This is a genomic window from Actinotalea soli (assembly GCF_017565425.1).
Lineage (GTDB): Bacteria > Actinomycetota > Actinomycetes > Actinomycetales > Cellulomonadaceae > Actinotalea > Actinotalea soli.
This window is the reverse complement of sequence record NZ_JAGEMK010000005.1, coordinates 125070-151208: the sequence shown is the minus strand read 5'-3', so window position 1 is coordinate 151208 and position 26139 is coordinate 125070. Positions and strand designations below refer to the sequence as shown.

The 26139-nt window shown below is 68.7% G+C and carries 29 protein-coding genes and 1 tRNA gene; 27 read left to right on the top strand and 3 right to left on the bottom strand.

The window, feature by feature from the left end:
* Positions 1 to 84: 84 nt before the first annotated feature.
* Positions 85 to 1305 (bottom strand): pyridoxal phosphate-dependent aminotransferase, encoded by a 1221-nt coding sequence (locus J4G33_RS11205; protein ID WP_208056055.1) that lies wholly within the window; start codon positions 1303 to 1305, stop codon positions 85 to 87.
* Positions 1306 to 1498: 193 nt separating this feature from the next.
* Here J4G33_RS11205 and J4G33_RS11200 point away from each other — a divergent pair.
* From J4G33_RS11200 to rplA, 5 genes are all read left to right on the top strand, one after another.
* Positions 1499 to 1571, top strand: a tRNA-Trp gene (locus J4G33_RS11200).
* Positions 1572 to 1662: 91 nt separating this feature from the next.
* Positions 1663 to 1938 carry a preprotein translocase subunit SecE gene (gene secE / locus J4G33_RS11195; RefSeq protein ID WP_208056054.1) on the top strand — a complete coding sequence of 92 codons (276 nt, stop codon included), beginning with the start codon at positions 1663 to 1665 and terminating at the stop codon, positions 1936 to 1938.
* Positions 1939 to 1995: 57 nt separating this feature from the next.
* On the top strand, positions 1996 to 2808 hold the full coding sequence (gene nusG / locus J4G33_RS11190) for a transcription termination/antitermination protein NusG (RefSeq protein WP_208056053.1): 813 nt from the start codon (positions 1996 to 1998) through the stop codon (positions 2806 to 2808).
* Positions 2809 to 2895: 87 nt separating this feature from the next.
* Positions 2896 to 3327: a 50S ribosomal protein L11 gene (gene rplK, locus J4G33_RS11185; RefSeq protein WP_208056052.1), complete on the top strand. Its 432-nt coding sequence runs from the start codon at positions 2896 to 2898 to the stop codon at positions 3325 to 3327.
* A gap of 89 nt (positions 3328 to 3416) precedes the next feature.
* Entirely contained in the window at positions 3417 to 4139 is a 723-nt protein-coding gene (gene rplA / locus J4G33_RS11180) for a 50S ribosomal protein L1 (RefSeq protein WP_208056051.1), read from the top strand.
* 136 nt (positions 4140 to 4275) lie between these two features.
* Here the strand turns inward: rplA and J4G33_RS11175 are convergent, their stop codons facing one another.
* Both J4G33_RS11175 and J4G33_RS11170 read right to left on the bottom strand, forming a co-directional pair.
* Positions 4276 to 4905, bottom strand: coding sequence for a hypothetical protein (locus J4G33_RS11175; RefSeq protein WP_208056050.1), 630 nt, complete (start codon positions 4903 to 4905; stop codon positions 4276 to 4278).
* Positions 4902 to 5069 (bottom strand): hypothetical protein, encoded by a 168-nt coding sequence (locus tag J4G33_RS11170; RefSeq protein WP_208056049.1) that lies wholly within the window; start codon positions 5067 to 5069, stop codon positions 4902 to 4904. The genes J4G33_RS11175 and J4G33_RS11170 overlap by 4 nt, the downstream gene beginning before the upstream one ends.
* 338 nt (positions 5070 to 5407) lie before the next feature.
* Between J4G33_RS11170 and rplJ the strand changes: the two genes are divergently transcribed.
* The 22 genes from rplJ to rplE all read left to right on the top strand — a co-directional run bounded on the left by rplJ (position 5408) and on the right by rplE (position 26139).
* On the top strand, positions 5408 to 5938 hold the full coding sequence (gene rplJ, locus J4G33_RS11165; RefSeq protein ID WP_208056048.1) for a 50S ribosomal protein L10: 531 nt from the start codon (positions 5408 to 5410) through the stop codon (positions 5936 to 5938).
* A gap of 102 nt (positions 5939 to 6040) precedes the next feature.
* Positions 6041 to 6430, top strand: coding sequence for a 50S ribosomal protein L7/L12 (rplL, locus tag J4G33_RS11160; RefSeq protein WP_208056047.1), 390 nt, complete (start codon positions 6041 to 6043; stop codon positions 6428 to 6430).
* A gap of 325 nt (positions 6431 to 6755) precedes the next feature.
* Complete coding sequence (gene rpoB, locus J4G33_RS11155) at positions 6756 to 10262, top strand: DNA-directed RNA polymerase subunit beta (protein WP_208056046.1); 3507 nt, start codon at positions 6756 to 6758, stop codon at positions 10260 to 10262.
* A 102-nt stretch (positions 10263 to 10364) separates the two neighbouring features.
* The gene (locus tag J4G33_RS11150; RefSeq protein ID WP_208056045.1) at positions 10365 to 14237 is read left to right on the top strand and encodes a DNA-directed RNA polymerase subunit beta'; all 3873 of its coding nucleotides are present in this window, start codon (positions 10365 to 10367) and stop codon (positions 14235 to 14237) included.
* 393 nt (positions 14238 to 14630) lie between these two features.
* Entirely contained in the window at positions 14631 to 15005 is a 375-nt protein-coding gene (rpsL, locus tag J4G33_RS11145; protein ID WP_208056044.1) for a 30S ribosomal protein S12, read from the top strand.
* Entirely contained in the window at positions 15005 to 15475 is a 471-nt protein-coding gene (gene rpsG / locus J4G33_RS11140) for a 30S ribosomal protein S7 (protein ID WP_208056043.1), read from the top strand. Before rpsL ends, rpsG begins: the two co-directional genes overlap by 1 nt.
* A gap of 54 nt (positions 15476 to 15529) precedes the next feature.
* A complete protein-coding gene (fusA, locus tag J4G33_RS11135; protein WP_208056042.1) occupies positions 15530 to 17632 on the top strand; it encodes an elongation factor G in 2103 nt (700 codons plus the stop codon).
* A 113-nt stretch (positions 17633 to 17745) separates the two neighbouring features.
* Positions 17746 to 18936 carry an elongation factor Tu gene (gene tuf / locus J4G33_RS11130; RefSeq protein WP_208056041.1) on the top strand — a complete coding sequence of 397 codons (1191 nt, stop codon included), beginning with the start codon at positions 17746 to 17748 and terminating at the stop codon, positions 18934 to 18936.
* A 395-nt stretch (positions 18937 to 19331) separates the two neighbouring features.
* The gene (gene rpsJ / locus J4G33_RS11125; RefSeq protein WP_035056184.1) at positions 19332 to 19640 is read left to right on the top strand and encodes a 30S ribosomal protein S10; all 309 of its coding nucleotides are present in this window, start codon (positions 19332 to 19334) and stop codon (positions 19638 to 19640) included.
* 19 nt (positions 19641 to 19659) lie between these two features.
* Positions 19660 to 20322 carry a 50S ribosomal protein L3 gene (rplC, locus tag J4G33_RS11120; RefSeq protein ID WP_208056040.1) on the top strand — a complete coding sequence of 221 codons (663 nt, stop codon included), beginning with the start codon at positions 19660 to 19662 and terminating at the stop codon, positions 20320 to 20322.
* A gap of 2 nt (positions 20323 to 20324) precedes the next feature.
* Entirely contained in the window at positions 20325 to 21023 is a 699-nt protein-coding gene (rplD, locus tag J4G33_RS11115) for a 50S ribosomal protein L4 (RefSeq protein ID WP_208056039.1), read from the top strand.
* Entirely contained in the window at positions 21020 to 21322 is a 303-nt protein-coding gene (rplW, locus tag J4G33_RS11110) for a 50S ribosomal protein L23 (RefSeq protein WP_208056038.1), read from the top strand. The genes rplD and rplW overlap by 4 nt, the downstream gene beginning before the upstream one ends.
* Positions 21323 to 21358: 36 nt before the next feature.
* Entirely contained in the window at positions 21359 to 22201 is an 843-nt protein-coding gene (gene rplB / locus J4G33_RS11105; protein ID WP_208056037.1) for a 50S ribosomal protein L2, read from the top strand.
* Between the two features lie 15 nt (positions 22202 to 22216).
* Positions 22217 to 22498: a 30S ribosomal protein S19 gene (gene rpsS, locus J4G33_RS11100; RefSeq protein ID WP_208056036.1), complete on the top strand. Its 282-nt coding sequence runs from the start codon at positions 22217 to 22219 to the stop codon at positions 22496 to 22498.
* A gap of 67 nt (positions 22499 to 22565) precedes the next feature.
* Positions 22566 to 22934, top strand: coding sequence for a 50S ribosomal protein L22 (rplV, locus tag J4G33_RS11095; protein ID WP_208056035.1), 369 nt, complete (start codon positions 22566 to 22568; stop codon positions 22932 to 22934).
* Complete coding sequence (rpsC, locus tag J4G33_RS11090) at positions 22934 to 23764, top strand: 30S ribosomal protein S3 (protein WP_208056034.1); 831 nt, start codon at positions 22934 to 22936, stop codon at positions 23762 to 23764. The genes rplV and rpsC overlap by 1 nt, the downstream gene beginning before the upstream one ends.
* 2 nt (positions 23765 to 23766) lie before the next feature.
* Positions 23767 to 24186: a 50S ribosomal protein L16 gene (rplP, locus tag J4G33_RS11085; RefSeq protein WP_208056033.1), complete on the top strand. Its 420-nt coding sequence runs from the start codon at positions 23767 to 23769 to the stop codon at positions 24184 to 24186.
* Complete coding sequence (rpmC, locus tag J4G33_RS11080) at positions 24186 to 24428, top strand: 50S ribosomal protein L29 (protein WP_208056032.1); 243 nt, start codon at positions 24186 to 24188, stop codon at positions 24426 to 24428. The genes rplP and rpmC overlap by 1 nt, the downstream gene beginning before the upstream one ends.
* Before the next feature lie 14 nt (positions 24429 to 24442).
* Entirely contained in the window at positions 24443 to 24742 is a 300-nt protein-coding gene (gene rpsQ / locus J4G33_RS11075; RefSeq protein WP_208056031.1) for a 30S ribosomal protein S17, read from the top strand.
* Positions 24743 to 24857: 115 nt separating this feature from the next.
* Positions 24858 to 25226: a 50S ribosomal protein L14 gene (rplN, locus tag J4G33_RS11070; RefSeq protein WP_208056030.1), complete on the top strand. Its 369-nt coding sequence runs from the start codon at positions 24858 to 24860 to the stop codon at positions 25224 to 25226.
* Between the two features lie 2 nt (positions 25227 to 25228).
* Entirely contained in the window at positions 25229 to 25570 is a 342-nt protein-coding gene (gene rplX, locus J4G33_RS11065) for a 50S ribosomal protein L24 (RefSeq protein ID WP_208056029.1), read from the top strand.
* Entirely contained in the window at positions 25570 to 26139 is a 570-nt protein-coding gene (gene rplE / locus J4G33_RS11060; RefSeq protein WP_208056028.1) for a 50S ribosomal protein L5, read from the top strand. The genes rplX and rplE overlap by 1 nt, the downstream gene beginning before the upstream one ends.

Sequence of the window (26139 nt, the reverse complement as noted above, 5' to 3'; positions counted from 1 at the left end):
GCTCCAGCCTGGCCCAGGCGGCCCCCCGGCGGGAGCCCTCGGACGACCGGTCCTGGGGTCCACCGATCGGTGGACCCCAGGGGGTCAGCGGGCCTCGCCCAGCAGGGTCTGCAGGCGACCGACGCCCTCGGCCAGGTCCTCGTCGCCCAGGGCGTAGGACAGGCGCAGGTACCCGCTCGGGCCGAAGGCCTCCCCGGGGACGACAGCGACCTCGGCCTCCTCGAGGACGAGGGCGGCGAGCTCGGCCGAGGTGGTCGGGGTGACGCCACGGATCGTCCGCCCGAGGAGTCCCTCGACGCTCGGGTAGGCGTAGAAGGCGCCCTGCGGCGTCGGGCAGTGCACGCCGTCGATCGCGGAGAGCATCTCGACCATGGTGCGCCGGCGCCGGTCGAAGGCGGTGCGCATCTCCTGGACCGCGGTGAGGTCCCCGGTGAGGGCTGCGACCGCTGCCCGCTGGGACACGTTCGCGACGTTCGAGCTCAGGTGCGACTGCAGGTTGGTCGCCGCCTTGGTCACGTCGACCGGCGAGATCATCCAGCCGACCCGCCAGCCGGTCATGGCGTAGGTCTTGGCCACGCCGTTGAGGACGATGCTCGTGTCGGCGAGCTCGGGAACTGCGCGCACGATCGGGGTGAAGGTCGTGTCGTCGTAGACGAGGTGCTCGTAGATCTCGTCGGTGATGACCCAGATGCCGTGCTCGAGGGCCCATCGCCCGATCGCCTCGGTCTGCTCGGGGCTGTACACGGCCCCGGTCGGGTTCGACGGCGAGCAGAAGAGCAGTGCCTTGGTCCGCTCGGTCCGGGCGGCCTCGAGCTGCTCGACCGTCACGAGGTAGCCCTGGTCCGCCCCGGCGAAGACCTCGACCGGGTTGCCCCCGGCCAGCCGGATCGCCTCGGGGTAGGTGGTCCAGTACGGCGCCGGGAGCAGCACGTCGTCGCCGGGGTCGACGACGGTCGCGAAGGCCTGGTAGACCGCCTGCTTGCCTCCGTTGGTCACGAGGACCTGGTTGGCGGCGACCTCGTACCCCGAGTCGCGCAGGGTCTTGGCCGCGATGGCCTCGCGCAGGTCGGGCAGGCCAGCGGCGGGGGTGTAGCGGTGGTTGGCGGGCACCGAGCAGGCGGCGACGGCGGCGTCGACGACGTACTGCGGGGTCGGGAAGTCGGGTTCACCTGCGCCGAAGCCGATGACGGGCCGGCCGGCGGCCTTGAGCGCCTTGGCCTTGGCGTCGACGGCGAGGGTCGCGGACTCGGCGATGGCGCCGACGCGGCGGGAGATCCTGGGGGCGGCGGAAGGTGTCTGGCTCACCCGTCCATACTGGCAGAGGTGCCTGAGGGTGCGCGGGCCGGCCGTCGCGGGGGGAGCCGTGGGCAGGCGCCTGGCACCGCAGCGCGGCGGGCGGTTCGACCCATCGCCCAGGACCACGTACACTCGACCGCTGGTGGTTGACGTCCACCATGATGCGGCGTGCCCGCCTCGGTCGTGGGCGTCGGTGCACCGAAGGGCAGTGGCGCAATTGGTAGCGCACCGGTCTCCAAAACCGGCGGTTGTGGGTTCGAGTCCCGCCTGCCCTGCGTGAACGGCCGGTCCCCGGCCGGGACGGCCCGCACGAGCGGGCGCAGCAGGGACCGAGCAGGTACCGCGAGACGTAGGTAGGGACGAAGCGTGAGCGAATCCGCAGGAGCGGCCGCCGCAGGTGCCGAGGGCGCCGGTGACGGCTCGCGCCCGGGTGACCGGACCAGCCGCCGCGGCATCTTCGGACGCATCGCCCTCTTCGTCCGCCAGGTCTTCGCCGAGCTCAAGAAGGTCGTCCGCCCGACCCGGTCCGAGCTCATCACCTACACCACGGTGGTGCTGGTGTTCGTCGCCGTGGTGATGGCCTTCGTGACCGTCATCGACCTGGGCATCGGCCTGGCCACCGGCTGGATCTTCGGCGGCTAGCGCCGCCCGATCCCGGCCCGTCCGAGCATCACCCTCAGCAGAAAGCAGGTTCACCCCGTGTCGCAGGAGCCCCTGGACCCGACCGAGCAGGACGAGACGCAGGCCCCGGAGGCCGTCGTCGACGCACCGGTCGAGGCCGACGGCACGGACGAGGTCCTCGTCGACGAGGAGTCCACGGAGCCCGAGGGCGCCGAGGTCGACGAGCTGCAGATCCCGGTGACCGACGACGAGCCCGACGTCGCCCCCGTCCTGGACGAGGACGACGAGGAGGAGGAGGACCCGGTCGCGGCCTTCAAGGCCGAGCTGCGGCGTCAGCCCGGTGACTGGTACGTCATCAACTCCTACGCGGGCTACGAGAACCGGGTCAAGGCCAACCTCGAGAACCGCACGCAGAGCCTCAACATGGAGGACTACATCCACCAGGTGGAGGTCCCCATGGAGGAGGTCACGGAGATCAAGAACGCCCAGCGCAAGGTCGTGCGCCGGGTGCGGATCCCCGGCTACGTGCTCGTGCGCATGGACCTGACCGACGAGTCCTGGGGCGCCGTCCGGCACACCCCGGGGGTCACCGGCTTCGTCGGCAACAGCCACCAGCCCCCGCCGCTGACCCTCGACGAGGTCTTCTCGATGCTCGCGCCGACCCTCGCCCCGGCGACGGAGAAGTCCGCCCCGACGGGCAGCTCGGCCCCGCAGATCACCGTCGACTTCACGGTCGGCGAGTCCGTCACCGTGACCGACGGGCCCTTCGACACGCTGCCGGCGACGATCTCCGAGATCAACGCCGAGCAGCAGAAGCTCAAGGTGCTCGTCTCGATCTTCGGCCGGGAGACCCCGGTCGAGCTGTCCTTCAACCAGGTCGCCAAGATCTGACCGGTCCCGCACCAGCGGGTCCGTGCGACAGCACTGCAACCGGGTCATCGCCCACGGCGTCGGCCCACTCAACGAACGGAAGGCATCATGCCCCCCAAGAAGAAGGTCTCCGGCCTGATCAAGCTCCAGATCAACGCTGGGGCTGCCACGCCGGCACCGCCCATCGGCCCTGCCCTGGGTCAGCACGGCGTCAACATCATGGAGTTCTGCAAGGCGTACAACGCGGCGACCGAGTCGCAGCGCGGGAACGTCGTGCCGGTCGAGATCACGGTCTACGAGGACCGCTCGTTCACCTTCATCACGAAGACCCCGCCGGCCGCTGAGCTCATCAAGAAGGCCGCCGGTGTGGCCAAGGGCTCACCGACCCCGCACACCACCAAGGTCGCCGCGCTCACCAAGGACCAGGTCCGCGAGATCGCGCAGACCAAGCTCGAGGACCTCAACGCGAACGACATCGACGCCGCCATGAAGATCGTCGCGGGCACCGCGCGGTCGATGGGCATCACCGTCAAGGACTGACCGTCGCGGGACCAACCGGTCCCGGACACCCAGTGGCAGGGCCAGGCGCTGGCCCTAGGACCACGACTGCACACGAGGAGACACCGCAGATGGCACAGCGCAGCAAGGCGTACCGCAAGGCCGACGAGGCCATCGACCGCGAGCGGCTCTACGCGCCGCTCGAGGCGATCCGGCTGGCCCAGAAGACGTCGACCACCAAGTACGACGCGACCGTCGAGGTGGCCTTCCGCCTCGGGGTCGACCCCCGCAAGGCGGACCAGATGGTCCGTGGCACGGTCAACCTGCCGCACGGCACGGGCAAGACCGCCCGCGTCCTGGTCTTCGCGACCGGTGAGCGCGCCGAGCAGGCCCGCGCGGCCGGCGCCGACGAGGTCGGTGGCGACGAGCTGATCGAGAAGGTCGCCGCCGGCTACACCGACTTCGACTCGGCCGTCGCGACGCCTGACCTCATGGGCAAGGTCGGTCGCCTCGGCAAGGTCCTCGGGCCCCGCGGCCTCATGCCGAACCCGAAGACCGGCACGGTGACGATGGACGTGGCCAAGGCCGTGTCCGAGATCAAGGGCGGCAAGATCGAGTTCCGCGTCGACAAGCACGCGAACCTGCACTTCATCATCGGCAAGGTCTCCTTCGCCGACGTGCAGCTCGTCGAGAACTACGCCGCGGCCCTCGACGAGGTCCTGCGGCTCAAGCCGGCCTCCTCCAAGGGGCGGTACATCTCGAAGGCGGTCGTGACGACCACCATGGGCCCGAGCATCCCGCTCGACCAGAACAAGACGCGCAACCTCACCGAGGACGAGGGCGACGCCGCCTGACGTCGCTCCCACCGCAGTCACCGCGAGGCCCGGCCCCCCAGGGGTGCCGGGCCTCGCGGCGTTGCTGGCCAGGCCGGCGCCCCGTCGACGGGGTGACGAGCCGACCGGGTCCGCGCCGGCGGAGCGGGTCATCCCCTCAGTGGTCTGCGTGACCTCTGTCGGTGTCCTCGGGGAGCCGGGTGTCCTCGGAGTGGTGGGCGCCGCCGTCCGGCACCGCCTGCTCGCCCACCCCGGTCGAGGCCAGCGCCGGCGTCACCACCGCGGCGGTGAGGATCGCCGCCAGGGCCCAGCCCGTGAGGGCGCGGGCCGCGCCGACCGCGGGCCGTCGGGGAGCGGTGCGCACCACGAGCCCGATCCCCCCGGCAGCGACCAGCTGGAGAAGCACCACCCCGGCGTCGGCCGCCGTCATCGGCACACCTGGCGCCGTGGCCGCGATCCCCTGGGCGACCACGACGGTCCAGCCCGCGGCTGCCAGGAGCAGCGCCCTGGCGGTCACGTGGGGGAGGGGCGGTCGGCGTACCGCCAGGGCCGCGACGGCCCAGCCGACCTGCAGCACTCCCAGCGCGAGCAGCACCCAGGCCCATCCGGCGTGGCCGCCGTGGCCGGCTGCCAGCGCCACGTCGACCAACCCGGCGCCGAGCACCGCGAAGGCCACGGCTCCGAGCAGCGGGGACGGCGGGTCGTCCTCCTCTGACCGTCGCCTGGGTGGACGCCCGCTGCCGGACGCGACCTGGAGGTCGGGCGCGGTGCCGCTCGGCGCCGTCACGCGGCCACCACCCCGGTGCGCGTGCGGGCACGGGGTCGGCGGTCGGCGGTCAGAGCGACGCCGAGCAGCATCAGGGCGCTGGCGAGGTGGAGCACGTCGTCGGCCCTGTCGAGGGCCAGGAGGTTCGCCGGCGGGGCGAGGCGACGGTGCGGTGAGATGCTCATCTCGACGGACCTTCCGATCGCCGGACCGCCCAGGTGGCGACCCGCTGCACCAGGTTCGGAGCGGACGCACCCGGGGATGGGCGGTTCCGGTGATTTGGTCGAACGCCTCGCGTCGCGTACTCTGCAAGAGCCCAAGACCGCAGGTCGTCGGCCGACCGCGTCCGAGGACGTGGGAATCCGACCGAAGCTCCGCACTGAGCGGGGGCCGGCGCAGGTGAGAGTCTCCATCGTGAAGTGCGGTCGTCCGCATCTCGCCCTGTGAGCCCCGCGCCTGCGCGGGGCTCTTCTCATGTCCGGGGTCCGTACCGATCTGCGGGACCACCACCGGAAGGATTGCCATGGCGAGGCCGGACAAGGCAGCCGCGGTCGGAGAGCTCACGGACCAGTTCCGCGACTCGAACGCCGTCATGCTGACCGAGTACCGCGGGCTCACCGTCGCCCAGCTCAAGCAGCTGCGGCGCGCGCTCAGCGGCAACGCAAGCTACGCCGTGGTGAAGAACACGCTGACCGCGATCGCGGCCAAGCAGGCCGGCGTCGAGGGTCTCGACGACCAGCTCAAGGGCCCCTCGGCCGTCGCCTTCGTGACCGGTGACCCGGTCGAGGCGGCCAAGGGCCTGCGTGACTTCGCCAAGGCCAACCCTCAGCTCGTCATCAAGGGTGGTGTCCTCGACGGACGCGCCCTGACGTCCGAGGACATCACCAAGCTCGCGGACCTCGAGTCCCGTGAGGTCCTGCTGGCCAAGCTGGCCGGCGCGTTCAAGGCGTCGCTCTACCAGGCGGCGTACCTCTTCACCGCGCCCTCGGCCCAGGCCGTGCGCACCATCGATGCCCTGCGAGAGAAGCGGGCGACCGAGGAGCAGGCGGCCTGATCCTCCGGGCTCCGGCCCGGCGGTACCGCCCGTCCCTCGACACACCACCCCACCTGCTGGAGACCCGTGGTCCCCGCAGGGCAAACAGGAAGGAACGCCACCATGGCGAAGCTCACCACCGACGAGCTGCTCGACGCGTTCAAGGAGCTCACCCTCATCGAGCTCTCGGAGTTCGTGAAGGCCTTCGAGGAGACCTTCGAGGTCACCGCTGCCGCCCCCGTCGCCGCTGCTGCCCCGGCTGCCGCCGGCGGTGCCGGTGAGGCCGCTGCTGCCGAGGAGAAGGACGAGTTCGACGTCGTCCTCGAGGCTGCCGGCGACAAGAAGATCCAGGTCATCAAGGAGGTGCGTGCCCTCACGAGCCTCGGCCTGAAGGAGGCCAAGGACCTCGTCGACGGCGCGCCCAAGCCCGTTCTTGAGGCCGTCAACAAGGAGACCGCCGACAAGGCCAAGGCTGCCCTCGAGGGCGCCGGAGCCACCGTCACCCTCAAGTGACCTCGGTTCTCTGACACCACGGCGCGCTCCCGCGCGCCACGGTTCGACGCGAGGCCCGTCCCCCCGCGGGGGTACGGGCCTCGTGCCGTCGAGGGGCCGCAGACGTCCCCGCGATCACTCATCAGCGCAGCCGTCCACAGGGCCAGTAGACAGGCCTGGTCGGACCGGCTACGCTAGCGCTTTGCGCTGGCTTGTGCCTGCCCCCCTCTACCCGCCCCTCGGTCCGAGCTCTGCCCGGTAGCCGAACCGATCGCCATGGGCTGGTGGGGTACGGGACGACCCTCGACCGGCGCGTGTGCACTCGATCCGCAGGGAAGGACCCCTCTTGGCTGCCTCGCGCACCCCTTCTGCTCCGTCCGCCGACGCTATCGCGAACCGCACCGCTTCGCGCCGCGTCTCCTTCGCCAAGATCCACGAGCCCCTCGAGGTCCCGGACCTCCTCGGGCTCCAGACGGAGAACTTCGACTGGCTCCTCGGCAACGCTGCTTGGCAGGAGCGAGTGGCGACCGCCCTCGCGGCCGGCCGGCAGGACATCTCCGAGACCTCGGGCCTCGAGGAGATCTTCGAGGAGATCTCCCCGATCGAGGACTTCGGCGGCAGCATGTCGCTCTCGTTCCGGGACCACCGCTTCGAGCCCCCCAAGTACACGGGGGAGGAGTGCAAGGAGAAGGACTTCACCTACGCGGCCCCGCTGTTCGTGACGGCGGAGTTCGTGAACTACACCACCGGTGAGATCAAGAGCCAGACGGTCTTCATGGGCGAGTTCCCGCTCATGACCGAGCGTGGCACCTTCATCATCAACGGCACCGAGCGCGTCGTCGTCTCGCAGCTCGTGCGGTCCCCGGGCGTGTACTTCGAGCGCACCGCCGACAAGACCTCGGACAAGGACATCTTCACCGCGAAGATCATCCCCAGCCGCGGCGCCTGGCTCGAGTTCGAGATCGACAAGCGTGACGCCGTCGGCGTGCGCGTGGACCGCAAGCGCAAGCAGTCGGTCACGGTCCTCCTCAAGGCCCTCGGCCTGACGGAGTCGCAGATCCGCGAGGAGTTCGCGCAGTTCCCCGCCGTCCTGGAGACCCTCGAGAAGGACCACGTGTCCACCGAGGAGGAGGCGCTGCTCGACCTCTACCGGAAGATCCGCCCGGGTGAGCCGCCCACGATCGAGGCCGGCCGCTCGCTGCTGGAGAACTTCTACTTCAACCCCAAGCGCTACGACCTCGCGAAGGTCGGCCGCTACAAGGTCAACAAGAAGCTCGGCATCGACGCCCCGCTGACGGACTCGGTGCTGTCGGTCAGCGACATCGTCGCGACGGTCAAGTACATGGCTGCGCTGCACGCCGAGGTCACGAGCCTGTCCGGCACCCGCGCCGGCGAGCCGGTCGACGTCCGCGTCGAGACCGACGACATCGACCACTTCGGCAACCGCCGCATCCGTGCGGTGGGCGAGCTCATCCAGAACCAGGTCCGCACGGGCCTGTCGCGGATGGAGCGCGTCGTCCGCGAGCGGATGACCACGCAGGACGTCGAGGCCATCACCCCGCAGACCCTGATCAACATCCGCCCCGTGGTGGCGTCGATCAAGGAGTTCTTCGGCACCTCGCAGCTGTCGCAGTTCATGGACCAGAACAACCCGCTCGCGGGCCTGACGCACAAGCGGCGTCTGTCTGCCCTCGGCCCGGGTGGTCTGTCCCGCGACCGCGCCGGCATGGACGTCCGCGACGTCCACCCCTCCCACTACGGCCGCATGTGCCCGATCGAGACCCCTGAGGGCCCGAACATCGGCCTGATCGGCTCGCTCGCGACCTACGGCCGCATCAACGCCTTCGGCTTCGTCGAGACCCCGTACCGCAAGGTCATCAAGGGCAAGGTCACCGACGACGTCCACTACCTCACGGCCGACGACGAGGACCGCTACGTCATCGCCCAGGCCAACGCCGAGCTCAAGGACGACGGCGCCTTCGCCGAGGACCGCGTGCTGGTCCGCGTCAAGGGCGGCGAGGTCGAGATCGTCCCGGGCGACATGGTCGACTACATGGACGTCTCGCCGCGGCAGATGGTCTCGGTCGCGACCGCGATGATCCCGTTCCTCGAGCACGACGACGCCAACCGTGCCCTCATGGGCGCCAACATGCAGCGTCAGGCCGTGCCGCTGGTCCGCTCCGAGGCGCCGCTGGTCGGCACCGGCATGGAGCGGCGCGCTGCCGTCGACGCGGGTGACGTGATCGTGGCGACCAAGCCCGGTGTCGTGACCGAGGTCTCCGCGGACCTCATCACGGTCGCCAACGACGACGCGACGACCTCGACCTACCGCGTCGCGAAGTTCCGTCGCTCGAACCAGGGCACCTCGTACAACCAGCGCGTGCTGGTCGACGACGGTGCGCGCGTCGAGGTCGGCTCGGTCCTGGCCGACGGGCCGGCGACCGACGAGGGCGAGCTCGCCCTGGGCCGCAACCTCCTCGTGGCGTTCATGTCCTGGGAGGGTCACAACTACGAGGACGCGATCATCCTCAGCCAGCGTCTCGTGCAGGACGACGTGCTGACCTCGATCCACATCGAGGAGCACGAGGTCGACGCGCGTGACACCAAGCTCGGCCCCGAGGAGATCACGCGGGACATCCCGAACGTCTCGGAGGAGGTCCTCGCGGACCTCGACGAGCGCGGGATCATCCGGATCGGCGCCGAGGTCGGCGCCGGCGACGTCCTGGTCGGCAAGGTCACGCCCAAGGGCGAGACCGAGCTCACCCCGGAGGAGCGCCTGCTGCGCGCCATCTTCGGCGAGAAGGCCCGCGAGGTCCGTGACACCTCCCTCAAGGTGCCCCACGGCGAGTCCGGCACGGTCATCGAGGTCCGCACCTTCAACCGTGAGGACGGCGACGAGCTGCCCGCCGGCGTGAACGAGCTGGTCCGGGTGTACATCGCCCAGCGACGCAAGATCACCGACGGCGACAAGCTCGCCGGCCGTCACGGCAACAAGGGCGTCATCGGCAAGATCCTCCCCATCGAGGACATGCCGTTCCTCCCCGACGGCACCGCGGTCGACATCGTGCTCAACCCGCTCGGCGTCCCCGGACGCATGAACGTGGGTCAGGTCCTGGAGACCCACCTCGGCTGGGTCGCCAAGCAGGGTTGGGACATCGAGCTGGCCGACGCCGAGGCGTCGTGGATCAAGGACGTGCCGCAGGCCGCGGTCAAGAGCGCACCGGGCACCCCGGTCGCGACCCCGGTCTTCGACGGCGTGCCCGAGGGCGTGCTCACGGGCCTGCTCGACGCGACGCACCCGAACCGCGACGGCGAGCGGCTGGTCGACTCGACCGGCAAGACGCGGCTCTTCGACGGCCGTTCGGGGGAGCCCTTCCCGGACCCGATCGCCGTCGGCTACATGTACATCCTCAAGCTCCACCACCTGGTCGACGACAAGATCCACGCGCGGTCGACCGGCCCGTACTCGATGATCACCCAGCAGCCGCTCGGCGGTAAGGCGCAGTTCGGTGGTCAGCGGTTCGGCGAGATGGAGGTGTGGGCCCTCGAGGCGTACGGCGCCGCGTACACGCTCCAGGAGCTGCTCACGATCAAGTCCGACGACGTTCCTGGTCGCGTCAAGGTCTACGAGGCGATCGTCAAGGGCGAGAACATCCCCGACTCGGGTATCCCGGAGTCGTTCAAGGTTCTCCTCAAGGAGATGCAGTCGCTCTGCCTGAACGTCGAGGTGCTGTCCGCGGACGGCGTCCAGATCGACATGAAGGAGAACGACGACGAGGTGTACCGCGCGGCGGAGGAGCTGGGCATCGACCTGTCCCGCCGCCCCAACGCCTCCAGCATCGAAGAGATCTGATCTCGTCGGGCCCCTGCCACGCGACAGCGACGCGGGGGCCCGACCACCGGCTCTCACCGGCCACACACGGTGAACACGGACTGACGAAGGAAGTAGGACACCTTGCTCGACGTCAACGTCTTCGACGAGCTGCGCATCGGCCTGGCGACCGCGGAGGACATCCGCACCTGGTCGCACGGCGAGGTCAAGAAGCCCGAGACCATCAACTACCGGACTCTCAAGCCTGAGAAGGACGGTCTCTTCTGCGAGAAGATCTTCGGTCCCACCCGGGACTGGGAGTGCTACTGCGGCAAGTACAAGCGCGTGCGCTTCAAGGGCATCATCTGCGAGCGCTGCGGCGTCGAGGTGACCCGCTCCAAGGTGCGCCGTGAGCGCATGGGGCACATCGAGCTCGCCGCCCCGGTGACCCACATCTGGTTCTTCAAGGGTGTGCCGTCGCGGCTGGGATACCTGCTCGACCTGGCGCCGAAGGACCTCGAGAAGGTCATCTACTTCGCGGCCTACATGATCACCTGGGTCGACGACGAGGGCCGGCAGGAGGACCTTCCCAACCTCCAGAACGAGATCGACCTGGAGAAGAAGGAGATCACCTCGCGGCGCGACGTCGACATCGACAAGCGTGCCCGCAAGCTCGAGGCCGACCTGGCCGAGCTCGAGGCCGAGGGCGCCAAGGCCGACGCACGCCGCAAGGTGCGCGACTCGGCCGAGCGCGAGATGGCTCAGCTCCGCAAGCGCGCCGACGCCGAGCTCGACCGCCTCGAGCAGGTCTGGGACCGCTTCAAGAACCTCAAGGTCGCCGACCTCGAGGGCGACGAGATGCTCTACCGCCAGCTCATGGACCGGTACGGCAACTACTTCAAGGGCGCCATGGGCGCGGCCGCGATCCAGAAGCGCCTCGAGGACTTCGACCTCGTCGCCGAGGCCGAGTCGCTGCGCGACACGATCAAGAACGGCAAGGGGCAGCGCAAGACCCGCGCCCTCAAGCGGCTCAAGGTCGTCAACGCCTTCCTCACCACGACCAACACGCCGCAGGGCATGGTCCTGGACGCCGTCCCGGTCATCCCGCCGGACCTGCGTCCGATGGTCCAGCTCGACGGTGGCCGCTTCGCCACCTCGGACCTGAACGACCTGTACCGCCGGGTGATCAACCGGAACAACCGGCTCAAGCGCCTGCTCGACCTGGGCGCCCCCGAGATCATCGTCAACAACGAGAAGCGGATGCTCCAGGAGGCCGTCGACGCGCTGTTCGACAACGGCCGTCGTGGGCGACCGGTGACCGGCCCGGGCAACCGGCCGCTCAAGTCGATCTCGGACATGCTCAAGGGCAAGCAGGGGCGTTTCCGGCAGAACCTGCTCGGCAAGCGCGTCGACTACTCGGGCCGTTCGGTCATCGTCGTCGGCCCCGAGCTCAAGCTGCACCAGTGCGGCCTGCCCAAGCAGATGGCCCTCGAGCTGTTCAAGCCCTTCGTCATGAAGCGCCTCGTGGACCTCAACCACGCGCAGAACATCAAGAGCGCCAAGCGCATGGTCGAGCGCGCCCGGCCCCAGGTCTGGGACGTCCTCGAAGAGGTCATCACCGAGCACCCCGTGCTGCTCAACCGTGCGCCCACCCTGCACCGCCTGGGCATCCAGGCCTTCGAGCCCAAGCTCGTCGAGGGCAAGGCGATCCACCTGCACCCGCTCGTCTGCGGCGCGTTCAACGCCGACTTCGACGGTGACCAGATGGCCGTGCACCTGCCGCTGAGCACCGAGGCGCAGGCCGAGGCCCGCATCCTCATGCTCTCGAGCAACAACATCCTCAAGCCCTCGGACGGCCGCCCGGTCACCATGCCCTCGCAGGACATGATCATCGGTCTGTTCCACCTGACGGCGGACAAGGAGGAGGCCCTCGGGCACGGGCGGTCCTTCAGCTCGGTCGCCGAGGCCACGATGGCCTTCGACCAGAAGACCCTGGACCTGAACGCGGTGATCGACCTGCGCCTGGACGGTCTCGTGCCGCCGGACGGCTTCGAGGCCCCCGAGGGGTGGACGAGCGACCAGCCGATCGTCTTCGAGACGACGCTGGGGCGGGCGCTGTTCAACGAGCTCCTCCCGGTCGACTACCCGTACGTCAACGGCGTGGTCGACAAGAAGGCGCTGTCCTCGATCGTCAACGACCTCGCCGAGCGGTACCCCAAGGTCGAGGTGGCGGCGAGCCTCGACGCGCTCAAGGACGCCGGCTTCCACTGGGCCACGCGCTCGGGCGTCACGATCGCCATCTCCGACGTCGCGACCCCTGAGATCAAGAAGGACATCCTCGAGGACTACGAGGGTCGTGCCGCGCGGATCCAGGGCCAGTACGACAAGGGTCTGATCACCGACGACGAGCGCCGCCAGGAGCTCATCGAGATCTGGACCCAGGCGACCGACGAGGTCGCCAAGGCCATGCAGAAGAACTTCCCCACGCACAACGCGCTCAACCGCATGGTGGGCTCGGGTGCGCGTGGTAACTGGATGCAGGTCCGTCAGATCGCCGGCATGCGCGGCCTCGTGGCGAACCCGAAGGGCGAGATCATCCCGCGCCCGATCAAGTCCAACTACCGCGAGGGCCTGTCGGTCCTGGAGTACTTCATCGCCTCCCACGGTGCCCGTAAGGGCCTGGCGGACACCGCCCTGCGGACCGCAGACTCCGGGTACCTCACCCGACGTCTGGTCGACGTGTCGCAGGACGTCATCATCCGCGAGGAGGACTGCGGCACTGAGCGTGGTCTCACCCTCCCCGTGGCCGAGAAGGCTCCCGACGGCACGCTGCGTCGTCACGAGAAGGTCGAGACGAGCATCTACGCCCGGACCATCGCGACCGACGTGAGCGCCGACGGCACCGTCGTCGCGCACGCCGGGGACGACGCCGGCGACGTCATCATCGACCAGCTGCTCGAGGCCGGTGTCACCGAGATCAAGGTCCGCTCGGTCCTGACCTGCGAGTCGCGGGTCGGCACCTGCGCCAAGTGCTACGGCCGGTCCCTCGCGACCGGCAAGCTCGTGGACATCGGCGAGGCCGTCGGCATCATCTCGGCCCAGTCGATCGGCGAGCCCGGCACGCAGCTGACGATGCGTACCTTCCACACCGGTGGTGTGGCCTCGGCGGACGACATCACGCAGGGTCTGCCCCGCGTCCAGGAGCTCTTCGAGGCCCGCACCCCCAAGGGTGAGGGCACGATCGCGGAGTTCTCGGGCCGGGTCACCATCGACGAGTCCGAGCGGACGCGTCGCCTGCTGCTCACCCCCGACGACGGCTCCGAGGAGATCGCCTACCCGATCACCAAGCGTTCGCGCCTGCTGATCGAGGACGGCGACCACGTCGAGGTCGGCACCCAGCTGGTCCAGGGTGCTGTCGACCCGAAGAAGGTGCTGCGCATCCTCGGCCCGCGTGCCACCCAGAAGCACCTCGTGGACGAGGTCCAGGAGACCTACCGGTCGCAGGGCGTGGACATCCACGACAAGCACATCGAGGTCATCGTCCGGCAGATGCTGCGGCGCGTGACCGTGCTCGACTCGGGGGACACCGACCTGCTCCCGGGCGAGCTCGCCGAGCGTGGTCGCTTCGAGGACGCCAACCGCAAGACGATGGCCGAGGGCGGTCAGCCCGCCTCGGGCCGTCCCGAGCTGATGGGCATCACCAAGGCCTCGCTCGCGACCGACTCGTGGCTCTCGGCGGCCTCCTTCCAGGAGACCACCCGGGTGCTCACGGAGGCCGCGATGAGCGGACGCAGCGACCCGCTGCTCGGCCTCAAGGAGAACGTCATCATCGGAAAGCTCATCCCGGCGGGTACCGGTCTTCCTCGGTACCGGAACGTCACGGTCGAGCCCACCGAGGAGGCGAAGGCCGAGCTGTACCCGTCCTTCGGCTACGACGAGATCGACTTCCCGCCCCTGGGCGTGGGGTCGGGCGAGGCCATCCCGCTCGAGGACATCGACTTCGGGGACCTGCGCTGACCCGGACGTCGTGACCTGCCTCGAGGGGCCCACCGCACGGTGGGCCCCTCGAGGCGTCCTGGCCCGCCACGCTTTGACGGTGTGACGGATCGCCGGGTAACGTAAGTCCCTGTGCCCGCGCCGTCGGGCCCTCGTGCGCGCACAGCGACGGAGCGTCAGCCCCTCGGGGTCGGCCCATGCGACGCTGTGCCGGGTGCTCGACCCGCCGTCGCACGGCTCCTCCGCCCCGAACAGGCGGACGGCGCCGTGCTCAGGACGGGGCGACACGCCCGGGTGCGGGGGTCGAGCCCGGCGGCGGGGACGAAAGATCCCAGGGTCGGCACCAGTCGGCCCTCCTGACCGGTCAACCGCCGGTCGACCAGACGAGCAGTACCGAGCAGACACGGAGATGCAGTGCCCACGATTCAGCAGCTCGTGCGCAAGGGACGGACGTCCAAGCAGACGTCGTCCAAGACGCCGGCCCTCAAGGGCAGCCCGCAGCGGCGCGGTGTGTGCACCCGCGTCTACACCACCACGCCGAAGAAGCCGAACTCCGCCCTGCGGAAGGTCGCTCGCGTGCGCCTCTCGAGCCAGATCGAGGTCACCGCGTACATCCCCGGCGTCGGTCACAACCTCCAGGAGCACTCCATCGTGCTCGTGCGCGGCGGCCGGGTGAAGGACCTCCCCGGCGTCCGTTACAAGATCGTCCGCGGCGCCCTCGACACCCAGGGTGTCAAGGGTCGCAAGCAGGCCCGCAGCCGCTACGGCGCCAAGAAGGAGAAGAGCTGATGCCTCGCAAGGGCCCGGCCCCGAAGCGGCCGCTCATCATCGACCCGGTCTACGGATCGCCGGTCGTCACCCAGCTGATCAACAAGGTCCTGCAGGACGGCAAGAAGTCCGTCGCCGAGGCGATCGTCTACGGCGCCCTCGAGGGCGTCCGTGACAAGACCGGCAGCGACCCCGTCGTCGTCCTCAAGCGTTCGCTCGAGAACGTCCGTCCCGCCCTCGAGGTCAAGTCCCGCCGTGTCGGTGGCGCGACCTACCAGGTGCCGGTCGAGGTGCGTCCCGTGCGCTCGACGACCCTCGCGCTGCGCTGGCTCGTCGACTTCTCCCGCGCGCGTCGCGAGAAGACGATGACCGAGCGCCTCATGAACGAGATCCTCGACGCGAGCAACGGCCTCGGTGCCGCGGTCAAGCGTCGTGAGGACATGCACAAGATGGCCGAGTCGAACAAGGCCTTCGCGCACTACCGCTGGTAATCCGGCGTCTTCCCGGCGCCTCCTGGACTGCAGACCGACGAAGGGCTTCACACCGTGGCACTTGACGTGCTGACCGACCTGAACAAGGTCCGCAACATCGGCATCATGGCCCACATCGACGCCGGTAAGACGACGACGACCGAGCGGATCCTGTTCTACACCGGGGTCAACTACAAGATGGGCGAGACGCACGACGGCGCCTCGACGATGGACTGGATGGAGCAGGAGCAGGAGCGCGGCATCACGATCACGTCGGCCGCGACGACCTGCTACTGGAAGGACAACCAGATCAACATCATCGACACCCCGGGGCACGTCGACTTCACGGTCGAGGTCGAGCGCTCGCTGCGCGTCCTCGACGGTGCGGTCGCCGTCTTCGACGGCAAGGAGGGTGTCGAGCCCCAGTCCGAGACGGTGTGGCGTCAGGCGGACAAGTACGACGTCCCGCGCATCTGCTTCGTCAACAAGATGGACAAGCTCGGTGCTGACTTCTACTTCACGGTCGACACCATCGTGAACCGCCTCAAGGCCAAGCCGCTGGTCATCCAGCTGCCCATCGGTGCCGAGAACGACTTCATCGGCGTGATCGACCTGGTCGAGAACAAGGCCCTCACCTGGCGTGGGGAGACCCCACTCGGCGAGGCCTACACGACCGAGGAGATCCCGGCCGACCTCGCCGAGAAGGCCGCGCAGTACCGCGCGGAGCTCATCGAGGCCGTCGCCGAGACCAGCGAGGAGCTGCTCGAGAAGTACCTCGGCGGCGAGGAGATCAGCGTCGCGGAGATCAAGGCCGGCATCCGCCAGCTCACGATCTCGAGCGAGGCGTACCCGGTCCTGTGCGGCTCGGCGTTCAAGAACAAGGGCGTGCAGCCCATGCTCGACGCCGTGATCGACTACCTCCCCTCGCCCCTCGACGTCCCCCCCATGGAGGGGCACGACGTCAAGGACGAGGAGAAGATCATCACGCGCAAGCCGTCGGCGGACGAGCCCTTCTCGGCCCTGGCGTTCAAGGTCGCGAGCCACCCGTTCTTCGGCAAGCTGACCTACGTCCGGGTCTACTCGGGCAAGGTCCCCTCGGGCGCGCAGGTCTACAACGCGACCAAGGGCAAGAAGGAGCGCATCGGGAAGCTCTTCCAGATGCACTCCAACAAGGAGAACCCGGTCGAGGAGGCCCAGGCGGGCCACATCTACGCGTTCATCGGCCTCAAGGACGTCACGACCGGCGACACGCTCTGCGACCCGCAGAACCAGATCGTCCTCGAGTCGATGACCTTCCCCGAGCCCGTGATCGACGTCGCGATCGAGCCGAAGACCAAGGGCGACCAGGAGAAGCTGTCCGTCGCCATCCAGAAGCTCGCCGAGGAGGACCCGACCTTCCGGGTGCGCCTCGACGAGGAGACGGGCCAGACGGTCATCGGTGGGATGGGCGAGCTTCACCTGGACATCCTGGTGGACCGCATGCGCCGCGAGTTCCGTGTCGAGGCGAACGTGGGCAAGCCCCAGGTCGCCTACCGCGAGACCATCCGTCGCAAGGTCGAGAAGATCGACTTCACGCACAAGAAGCAGACCGGTGGGTCGGGCCAGTACGCCAAGGTCCAGATGACCTTCGAGCCCCTGCAGTCCGAGGAAGGGGAGCTCTACGAGTTCAAGAACGCCGTCACCGGCGGTCGCGTTCCTCGTGAGTACATCCCCAGCGTCGACGCGGGCATCCAGTCGGCGATGGAGCTCGGCGTGCTCGCCGGCTTCCCGCTCGTCGGGATCAAGGCCACGCTGCTCGACGGTGCTTCGCACGACGTCGACTCCTCGGAGATGGCGTTCAAGATCGCTGGCTCGATGATCCTCAAGGAGGCGGTCCGCCAGGCGGACCCCGTCCTGCTCGAGCCGGTCATGGCCGTCGAGGTCCGTACGCCCGAGGAGTACATGGGCGAGGTCATCGGCGACATCAACTCGCGTCGTGGCCTCATCCAGTCGATGGAGGACGCGACCGGCGTCAAGGTGGTGCGGGCGCAGGTGCCGCTCTCCGAGATGTTCGGGTACGTCGGCGACCTGCGGTCCAAGACCCAGGGCCGCGCGGTGTACTCGATGCAGTTCGACAGCTATGCCGAGGTTCCTCGCGCGGTCGCCGAGGAGATCATCAAGAAGACCCGGGGCGAGTAGTCCCACAGGTCGACCCACCAGTAACCATCAACCTGTAGACAGCCGCATCCCGCAGCGGCCAACCGGCAGCTGCGGAGATCGGTACCACTACCCCGAGTCCGAGGAGGACCCCAGTGGCGAAGGCCAAGTTCGAGCGGACCAAGCCGCACGTCAACATCGGGACCATCGGTCACGTCGACCACGGCAAGACGACGCTGACTGCTGCGATCTCGAAGGTGCTGCACGACAAGCACCCCGACCTGAACCCCTTCACGCCGTTCGACGAGATCGACAAGGCGCCTGAGGAGAAGCAGCGCGGTATCACGATCAACATCGCGCACGTCGAGTACCAGACCGAGAAGCGGCACTACGCCCACGTCGACGCCCCTGGTCACGCCGACTACATCAAGAACATGATCACGGGTGCCGCCCAGATGGACGGCGCGATCCTGGTCGTGGCCGCCACCGACGGGCCGATGGCCCAGACGCGTGAGCACGTCCTGCTCGCCCGTCAGGTCGGCGTTCCCTACCTGCTGGTCGCGCTCAACAAGTCCGACATGGTCGAGGACGAGGAGATCCTCGAGCTCGTCGAGATGGAGGTCCGTGAGCTGCTGTCCTCGCAGGGCTTCGACGGCGACGACGCCCCGGTCATCCGGGTGTCGGGCCTCAAGGCGCTCGAGGGCGACGCGACCTGGACCAAGTCGGTCGAGGAGCTCATGGAGGCCGTGGACGAGAGCGTCCCCGAGCCCGTCCGTGACATGGACAAGCCCTTCCTCATGCCGATCGAGGACGTCTTCACGATCACCGGTCGTGGCACCGTCGTCACCGGCAAGGTCGACCGCGGCAAGCTCGCGATCAACTCGGAGGTCGAGATCGTCGGCATCCGCGAGGCCCAGAAGACCACGGTCACGGGCATCGAGATGTTCCACAAGCAGATGGACGAGGCGTGGGCCGGCGAGAACTGCGGCCTCCTGCTCCGCGGCATCAAGCGCGAGGACGTCGAGCGCGGCCAGGTCGTCGTGAAGCCCGGGTCGATCACGCCCCACACCGACTTCGAGGCCCAGGTCTACATCCTGGCCAAGGACGAGGGTGGGCGTCACAACCCGTTCTACTCGAACTACCGCCCGCAGTTCTACTTCCGCACGACGGACGTCACCGGCGTCATCACGCTGCCTGAGGGCACCGAGATGGTCATGCCCGGCGACAACACCGAGATGACGGTCGAGCTGATCCAGCCGATCGCCATGGAGGAGGGCCTCGGCTTCGCCATCCGTGAGGGTGGCCGTACCGTCGGCTCCGGCCGTGTGACCAAGATCCTCAAGTGATCTGACCGAGGGCCCGGACGCCTCAGGCGTCCGGGCCCTCGGCATGTCCTCCTCGCGCTGGCCGTCGTCACGGCGGCCCAGGGGAGGGCCGGGTGGTCACGGCGCCCGCGATTGGTAATCCACGCGGGTGTCTGGCACACTGTTCAGGTTGCCCGGTACCGGCACGTCTCGACCGTGCGCTCGATGAGCGCCGACGAGGACGCGCTGAGACAGGCCGGCAGCCACGTACGACAGACGTTGAGGACCGGCACTCGCCTTCGGGCGGGGCGGTTCACACAGCATCCAACGACCTCGCGCCTCACGGTGCGCAGCGCCAGAGTATGTCGCAACAGGCGACACGCCCGAGTGCGGGGGTCGGACAGCTAGCGGTTCGAGAGAGAGAGTCAGACGACGCCATGGCGGGACAGAAGATCCGCATCCGGCTCAAGTCCTACGACCACGAGGTCATCGACAGCTCGGCGCGCAGGATCGTCGACACGGTGACGCGCGCTGGTGCAACGGTCGTGGGTCCGGTGCCGCTGCCGACGGAGAAGAACGTGTTCTGCGTCATCCGGTCGCCTCACAAGTACAAGGACAGCCGCGAGCACTTCGAGATGCGCACGCACAAGCGCCTCATCGACATCATCGATCCCACGCCGAAGGCGGTCGACTCGCTCATGCGACTCGACCTGCCCGCGGACGTGAACATCGAGATCAAGCTCTGAGGCTGGCGAGGAGATCACGATGACCACGCTTCCCCAGAACGCCAAGCCGATCACGGCCGCGCTCGGTACCAAGCTGGGAATGACCCAGGTGTGGGACGAGGCAGGCCGCCTCGTCCCCGTCACGGTCGTCCAGGTGGGCACCAACGTGGTGACGCAGGTGCGGACCGAGGACGTCGACGGCTACGCCGCGGTCCAGCTGGCCTACGGCCAGATCGACCCGCGCAAGGTCACGCAGCCCCTCAAGGGCCACTTCGAGAAGGCCGGCGTCACGCCGCGCCGTCACGTGGCCGAGGTCCGGACGCCGGACTCCGCCGAGTACGCCCTCGGCCAGGAGATCACCGCCGAGGCCTTCGCGGCCGGGCAGACCGTCGACGTCTCGGGCACCACCAAGGGCAAGGGCACCGCCGGTGTGATGAAGCGTCACGGCTTCTCCGGCGTCGGCGCTTCCCACGGTGCGCACCGCAACCACCGCAAGGCCGGCTCGATCGGTGGCGCCTCGACGCCGTCGCGAGTCTTCAAGGGCATGCGGATGGCCGGTCGGATGGGCCACGAGCGCCAGACGACCCAGAATCTGACCGTGCACGCGGTCGACGCCGAGAGGGGTCTGCTGCTCGTCAAGGGCGCCGTCCCCGGCCCCAAGGGTGGCGTCGTCCTGGTGCGTTCCGCCGTGAAGGGGGCGTGAGCATGAGCACGCTGACCGTCGACGTCCTGGACGCCAAGGGCAAGAAGTCCGGCACCGCCGAGCTTCCCGCCGAGGTGTTCGACGTCCAGACCAACGTTCCGCTGATCCACCAGGTCGTCGTGGCACAGCTCGCCGCCGCGCGGCAGGGCACGCACTCCACGAAGACCCGTGGTGAGGTCCGTGGTGGCGGCAAGAAGCCCTACAAGCAGAAGGGCACCGGCCGCGCCCGCCAGGGCTCGACCCGCGCTCCTCAGTTCGCCGGCGGCGGTACGGTCCACGGACCGCAGCCGCGCGACTACAGCCAGCGCACCCCGAAGAAGATGAAGGCTGCCGCCCTGCGCGGGGCCCTCTCGGACCGGGCACGCGCCGGCCGCGTGCATGTCGTCGATGGCTTCGCCGTGGACGGCGCGCCCTCGACCCGCACGGCCGTCTCGACCCTCGCGACCCTGTCGCCGCGTCGGCACGTGCTGGTCGTCCTCGAGCGGGGCGACGACCTCACGTGGAAGTCGCTGCGCAACGTCGAGCAGGTGCACCTGCTGCTCGCCGACCAGCTCAACACCTACGACGTGCTCGTCTCTGACGACGTCGTGTTCACCCGGGGCGCGCTCGACGCGTTCCTGACCCGGCCTGCCGGCCGCGGTGCCAAGGGTGTCGCCACCTCGACCGAGGCGTCCGTCCTCGACACGGAGGAGACCAAGTGACCACCGTGAACAAGGACCCGCGCGACATCCTCGTCTCGCCGGTCGTCTCCGAGAAGAGCTACGGGCTCCTCGACGAGGGCAAGTACACCTTCGTGGTGGACCCTCGGGCGAACAAGACCGAGATCAAGATCGCGGTCGAGCAGGTCTTCGGTGTGAAGGTCGCCTCGGTCAACACGATCAACCGCAAGGGCAAGTCGCGGCGGACGCGGTTCGGCCTGGGCAAGCGCAAGGACACCAAGCGCGCGATCATCACGCTGCGCGAGGGCACCATCGACATCTTCGGCGGACCGGTCGGCTGAGGCCGGACCGACGAGACAGATTGAGGACTGACCTCCATGGGAATCCGTAAGTACAAGCCGACGACGCCCGGGCGCCGCGGCTCGAGCGTCGCCGACTTCGTCGAGATCACGCGCTCCGAGCCCGAGAAGTCGCTGGTGCGCCCGCTGCACAAGACCGGTGGACGCAACAGCACCGGCCGCGTGACGATGCGTCACCAGGGTGGGGGCCACAAGCGCGCCTACCGGGTGATCGACTTCCGTCGCCACGACAAGGACGGCGTGCCGGCCAAGGTCGCTCACATCGAGTACGACCCCAACCGCACCGCGCGCATCGCGCTCCTGCACTACGCCGACGGGGAGAAGCGCTACATCATCGCGCCGAACCGTCTGTCGCAGGGCGACATGATCGAGAACGGTGCCGGCGCCGACATCAAGCCCGGCAACAACCTCCCGCTGCGCAACATCCCGACCGGTACGGTCATCCACGCCGTCGAGCTGCGGCCCGGCGGCGGGGCCAAGATGGCCCGCTCGGCGGGTGCCTCGGTCCAGCTGGTCGCCAAGGACGGGCCCTACGCCCAGCTGCGGCTGCCCTCGGGCGAGATCCGCAACGTCGACCTGCGCTGCCGCGCGACGGTCGGCGAGGTCGGCAACGCCGAGCAGTCGAACATCAACTGGGGCAAGGCCGGCCGGATGCGCTGGAAGGGCAAGCGTCCCTCCGTCCGCGGTGTCGCGATGAACCCGATCGACCACCCCCACGGAGGCGGTGAGGGCAAGACCTCGGGTGGTCGCCACCCGGTCAGCCCCTGGGGACAGGCCGAGGGCCGCACGCGTCGCCCGAACAAGCCGAGCGACAAGCTCATCGTCCGTCGTCGCCGTTCCGGCAAGAACAAGAAGCGCTGAGAAGGAGCCTGACAGATGCCACGCAGCCTGAAGAAGGGCCCCTTCGTGGACGACCACCTGCAGAAGAAGGTGGATGTCCAGAACGAGAAGGGCACCAAGACGGTCATCAAGACCTGGTCCCGTCGTTCGATGATCACGCCCGATTTCCTGGGCCACACCCTTGCCGTGCACGACGGCCGCAAGCACGTCCCGGTCTTCGTGACCGAGTCGATGGTTGGCCACAAGCTCGGCGAGTTCGCCCCGACGCGGACCTTCCGCGGCCACGAGAAGGACGACCGCAAGGGTCGTCGTCGCTGACCTCCGGTCGCGACGAGGACAAGTGCGGGAAGGACTTCCCATGACGACAGAAGAAGGCAGGACAGCAATGGAAGCCAAGGCGCAGGCGCGGTTCGTCCGTGTCACGCCCCAGAAGGCCCGGCGCGTCGTGGACCTCATCCGTGGCAAGCAGGCCGACGAGGCCGTGGCGACGCTGAAGTTCGCGCCGCAGGCCGCTGGCGAGACGGTTCGCAAGGTCGTGGAGAGCGCGATCGCGAACGCCCGGGTCAAGGCCGACCGTGCGAACGAGGCCTTCGACGCCTCGGCGCTCGTGGTCTCCGCGGCGTACGTGGACGAGGGCCCGACCCTCAAGCGGTTCCGGCCCCGCGCCCAGGGGCGGGCCAGCCAGATCCTGAAGCGCACGAGCCACATCACCGTGGTCGTCGCCCCGGTCGAGAAGAAGGAGAGGACCCGATAGTGGGACAGAAGGTCAACCCGCACGGGTACCGCCTCGGCATCACCACCGACCACCGGTCGCGCTGGTTCGCCGACAGCACCAAGCCCGGACAGCGCTACCGCGACTACGTCCGCGAGGACGTCCAGATCCGCAAGCTCATGTCCACCGGGCTCGAGCGTGCCGGTATCGCCAAGGTCGAGATCGAGCGAACGCGTGACCGCGTCCGTGTCGACATCCACACCGCCCGCCCCGGGATCGTCATCGGTCGCCGCGGCGCCGAGGCCGACCGCATCCGTGGCGAGCTCGAGAAGCTCACCGGCAAGCAGGTGCAGCTGAACATCCTCGAGGTCAAGAACGCCGAGATCGAGGCGCAGCTGGTCGCGCAGGGCATCGCCGAGCAGCTGGCGAGCCGTGTCTCCTTCCGCCGTGCGATGCGCAAGGGCATGCAGTCCGCCCTCCGCGCCGGTGCCAAGGGCATCCGGGTGCAGTGCGCCGGCCGCCTCGGCGGCGCCGAGATGAGCCGGTCGGAGTTCTACCGCGAGGGGCGCGTGCCGCTGCACACCCTCCGCGCGAACATCGACTTCGGCACCTTCGAGGCCCGCACGACCTTCGGCCAGATCGGCGTGAAGGTCTGGATCTACAAGGGCGACATGACCGAGAAGGAGTTTGCTCGCGAGCAGGCTGCTGCCGGTCCGCGCTCGCCGCGCGGTGGCCCGCGTGGTGACCGCCCGGCCCGCGGGGGCGCACGTCGTCCCGAGCGGTCCGACGCCCCCGCTCAGCCTGCCGCGGGGACCGAGGCTCCTGCAGCCGCGCCCGCCGAGAAGGCGACCGAGTCCGGAACGGAGGCCTGAGCATGCTGATCCCGCGCAGGCTCAAGCACCGCAAGCAGCACCACCCCTCGCGCTCCGGCGCGGCCAAGGGTGGCACCACGATCGCCTTCGGCGACTACGGCATCCAGGCCATCGAGCCCGCCTACGTCACCAACCGGCAGATCGAGGCTGCTCGTATCGCCATGACCCGCCACATCAAGCGTGGTGGCAAGGTCTGGATCAACATCTACCCCGACCGCCCGCTGACCAAGAAGCCGGCGGAGACCCGTATGGGTTCGGGTAAGGGTTCCCCCGAGTGGTGGATCGCCAACGTCAAGCCGGGTCGCGTGCTCTTCGAGCTCGCGGGTGTGCCCGAGCCCCTGGCCCGAGAGGCCATGCGTCGTGCGATGCACAAGCTCCCGATGAAGACCCGTTTCGTGGTTCGCGAGGGTGGTGGCAGCTGATGGCTATCGGTTCCAAGGAGCTTGCTCCGGTCGAGCTCGACGGCATGGACGACGACGCGCTCGTCGCCGAGCTGAAGAAGGCCAAGGAGGAGCTGTTCAACCTCCGCTTCCAGTCAGCTACCGGCCAGCTCGAGAGCCACGGGCGCCTCAAGGCCGTTCGTCGCGACATCGCGCGGATCTACACGATCCTGCGCGAGCGCGAGCTCGGCATCCGTACCGCACCCAGCGCCAGCGCTGAGTGAGCGAGAGGTCATAGATGAGCACCGACACGAACAAGACCGACGCCGCGGCGTCGGTGGCCGAGCACCGGCCGTACCGCAAGACGCGGCGCGGCTACGTGGTCAGCGACAAGATGGACAAGACCGTCGTGGTCGAGGTCGAGGACCGGGTCAAGCACCCGCTCTACGGCAAGGTCATGCGACGCACGAGCAAGGTCAAGGCGCACGACGAGGCCAATGCGGCCGGCGCGGGCGACCTCGTCCTCATCATGGAGACCCGTCCGCTGTCGGCGACCAAGCGCTGGCGTGTGGTGGAGATCCTCGAGAAGGCCAAGTAGTCCGACCGATCGGGCCTCGCGCCACGACCGGTCCGCAGCTCGACCACAGCGATCCGTTCGGCCAGGCTCGCAGCGATGAGCGCAGCGAGAACCAGCAGACGACAGGAGTAGGTAGATGATCCAGCAGGAGTCGCGACTCAAGGTCGCCGACAACACGGGAGCGAAGCAGATTCTCTGCATCCGTGTTCTCGGCGGATCTGGCCGTCGCTACGCCGGTATCGGCGACGTCATCGTCGCGACCGTCAAGGACGCCATCCCGGGCGGAAACGTCAAGCGGGGCGACGTCGTCAAGGCCGTCATCGTGCGCACCACCAAGGAGCGCCGTCGGCCCGACGGTTCGTACATCAAGTTCGACGAGAACGCCGCCGTGATCCTCAAGGGCGACGGCGAGCCTCGCGGAACCCGCATCTTCGGCCCGGTGGGCCGCGAGCTGCGCGACAAGAAGTTCATGAAGATCATCTCGCTGGCGCCGGAGGTGCTCTGACCATGGCAAAGATCAAGAAGGGCGACCTCGTCGTCGTCATCTCGGGCCGCGACAAGGGCAAGCAGGGCCGCGTGCTGGAGGTCTTCTCGGAGACCGACCGCATCGTGGTCGAGGGTGTCCAGCGCGTGACCAAGCACGTCAAGGCGGGCCAGTCGAGCCGCGGGACGCGGACCGGGGGCATCGAGACCGTCGAGGCCGCCATCCACGTCAGCAACGTCATGCTGGTCGACCCGGAGACCAAGAAGGGCACCCGGGTCGGGTACCGCACCGAGGAGATCGAGCGCGACGGCCGGACCCGCACCGTGCGGGTCCGCGTGGCCAAGCGCTCCGGTAAGGACATCTGATGAGCACCACGACTGAGACCAAGGTCGCGCCGCGCCTCAAGACGCGCTACGCCGAGGAGATCCTCCCCGGCCTGCGTGAGGAGTTCGGCCACGAGAACATCAACCAGGTCGCCCGGCTCACGAAGATCGTCGTGAACATGGGTGTCGGGGACGCCGCCAAGGACTCCAAGCTGATCGAGGGCGCGATCCGCGACCTGACCGCGATCACGGGGCAGAAGCCCCAGGTCACCAAGGCCCGCAAGTCGATCGCCCAGTTCAAGCTCCGTGAGGGCATGCCCATCGGTGCGCACGTCACGCTGCGCGGAGACCGGATGTGGGAGTTCGCAGACCGCCTGGTCTCGCTGGCCCTTCCCCGCATCCGTGACTTCCGCGGTCTGTCGCCCAAGCAGTTCGACGGGCACGGCAACTACACCTTCGGCCTGACCGAGCAGGTGATGTTCCACGAGATCGACCCCGACAAGACCGACCGGGTGCGTGGCATGGACATCACGATCGTGACGACCGCGACCACCGACGACGAGGGCCGTTCGCTGCTCCGCCGTCTGGGCTTCCCCTTCAAGGAGAACTGA

What these genes read in the sequence shown, in the direction of transcription:
- rplB (WP_208056037.1), top strand. Translation starts at nt 21,359, where the DNA reads ATGGGAATCCGTAAGTACAAGCCGACGACGCCCGGGCGCCGCGGCTCG.
- rpsQ (WP_208056031.1), top strand. Translation starts at nt 24,443, where the DNA reads ATGAGCACCGACACGAACAAGACCGACGCCGCGGCGTCGGTGGCCGAG.
- J4G33_RS11170 (WP_208056049.1), bottom strand. Translation starts at nt 5,069, where the DNA reads ATGAGCATCTCACCGCACCGTCGCCTCGCCCCGCCGGCGAACCTCCTG.
- rplD (WP_208056039.1), top strand. Translation starts at nt 20,325, where the DNA reads ATGAGCACGCTGACCGTCGACGTCCTGGACGCCAAGGGCAAGAAGTCC.
- rplL (WP_208056047.1), top strand. Translation starts at nt 6,041, where the DNA reads ATGGCGAAGCTCACCACCGACGAGCTGCTCGACGCGTTCAAGGAGCTC.
- rpsJ (WP_035056184.1), top strand. Translation starts at nt 19,332, where the DNA reads ATGGCGGGACAGAAGATCCGCATCCGGCTCAAGTCCTACGACCACGAG.
- rpsS (WP_208056036.1), top strand. Translation starts at nt 22,217, where the DNA reads ATGCCACGCAGCCTGAAGAAGGGCCCCTTCGTGGACGACCACCTGCAG.
- rplP (WP_208056033.1), top strand. Translation starts at nt 23,767, where the DNA reads ATGCTGATCCCGCGCAGGCTCAAGCACCGCAAGCAGCACCACCCCTCG.
- rplV (WP_208056035.1), top strand. Translation starts at nt 22,566, where the DNA reads ATGGAAGCCAAGGCGCAGGCGCGGTTCGTCCGTGTCACGCCCCAGAAG.
- rpsG (WP_208056043.1), top strand. Translation starts at nt 15,005, where the DNA reads ATGCCTCGCAAGGGCCCGGCCCCGAAGCGGCCGCTCATCATCGACCCG.
- rplE (WP_208056028.1), top strand. Translation starts at nt 25,570, where the DNA reads ATGAGCACCACGACTGAGACCAAGGTCGCGCCGCGCCTCAAGACGCGC.
- rpmC (WP_208056032.1), top strand. Translation starts at nt 24,186, where the DNA reads ATGGCTATCGGTTCCAAGGAGCTTGCTCCGGTCGAGCTCGACGGCATG.
- rplJ (WP_208056048.1), top strand. Translation starts at nt 5,408, where the DNA reads ATGGCGAGGCCGGACAAGGCAGCCGCGGTCGGAGAGCTCACGGACCAG.
- rplX (WP_208056029.1), top strand. Translation starts at nt 25,229, where the DNA reads ATGGCAAAGATCAAGAAGGGCGACCTCGTCGTCGTCATCTCGGGCCGC.
- rplC (WP_208056040.1), top strand. Translation starts at nt 19,660, where the DNA reads ATGACCACGCTTCCCCAGAACGCCAAGCCGATCACGGCCGCGCTCGGT.
- rplN (WP_208056030.1), top strand. Translation starts at nt 24,858, where the DNA reads ATGATCCAGCAGGAGTCGCGACTCAAGGTCGCCGACAACACGGGAGCG.
- rplA (WP_208056051.1), top strand. Translation starts at nt 3,417, where the DNA reads ATGGCACAGCGCAGCAAGGCGTACCGCAAGGCCGACGAGGCCATCGAC.
- rplK (WP_208056052.1), top strand. Translation starts at nt 2,896, where the DNA reads ATGCCCCCCAAGAAGAAGGTCTCCGGCCTGATCAAGCTCCAGATCAAC.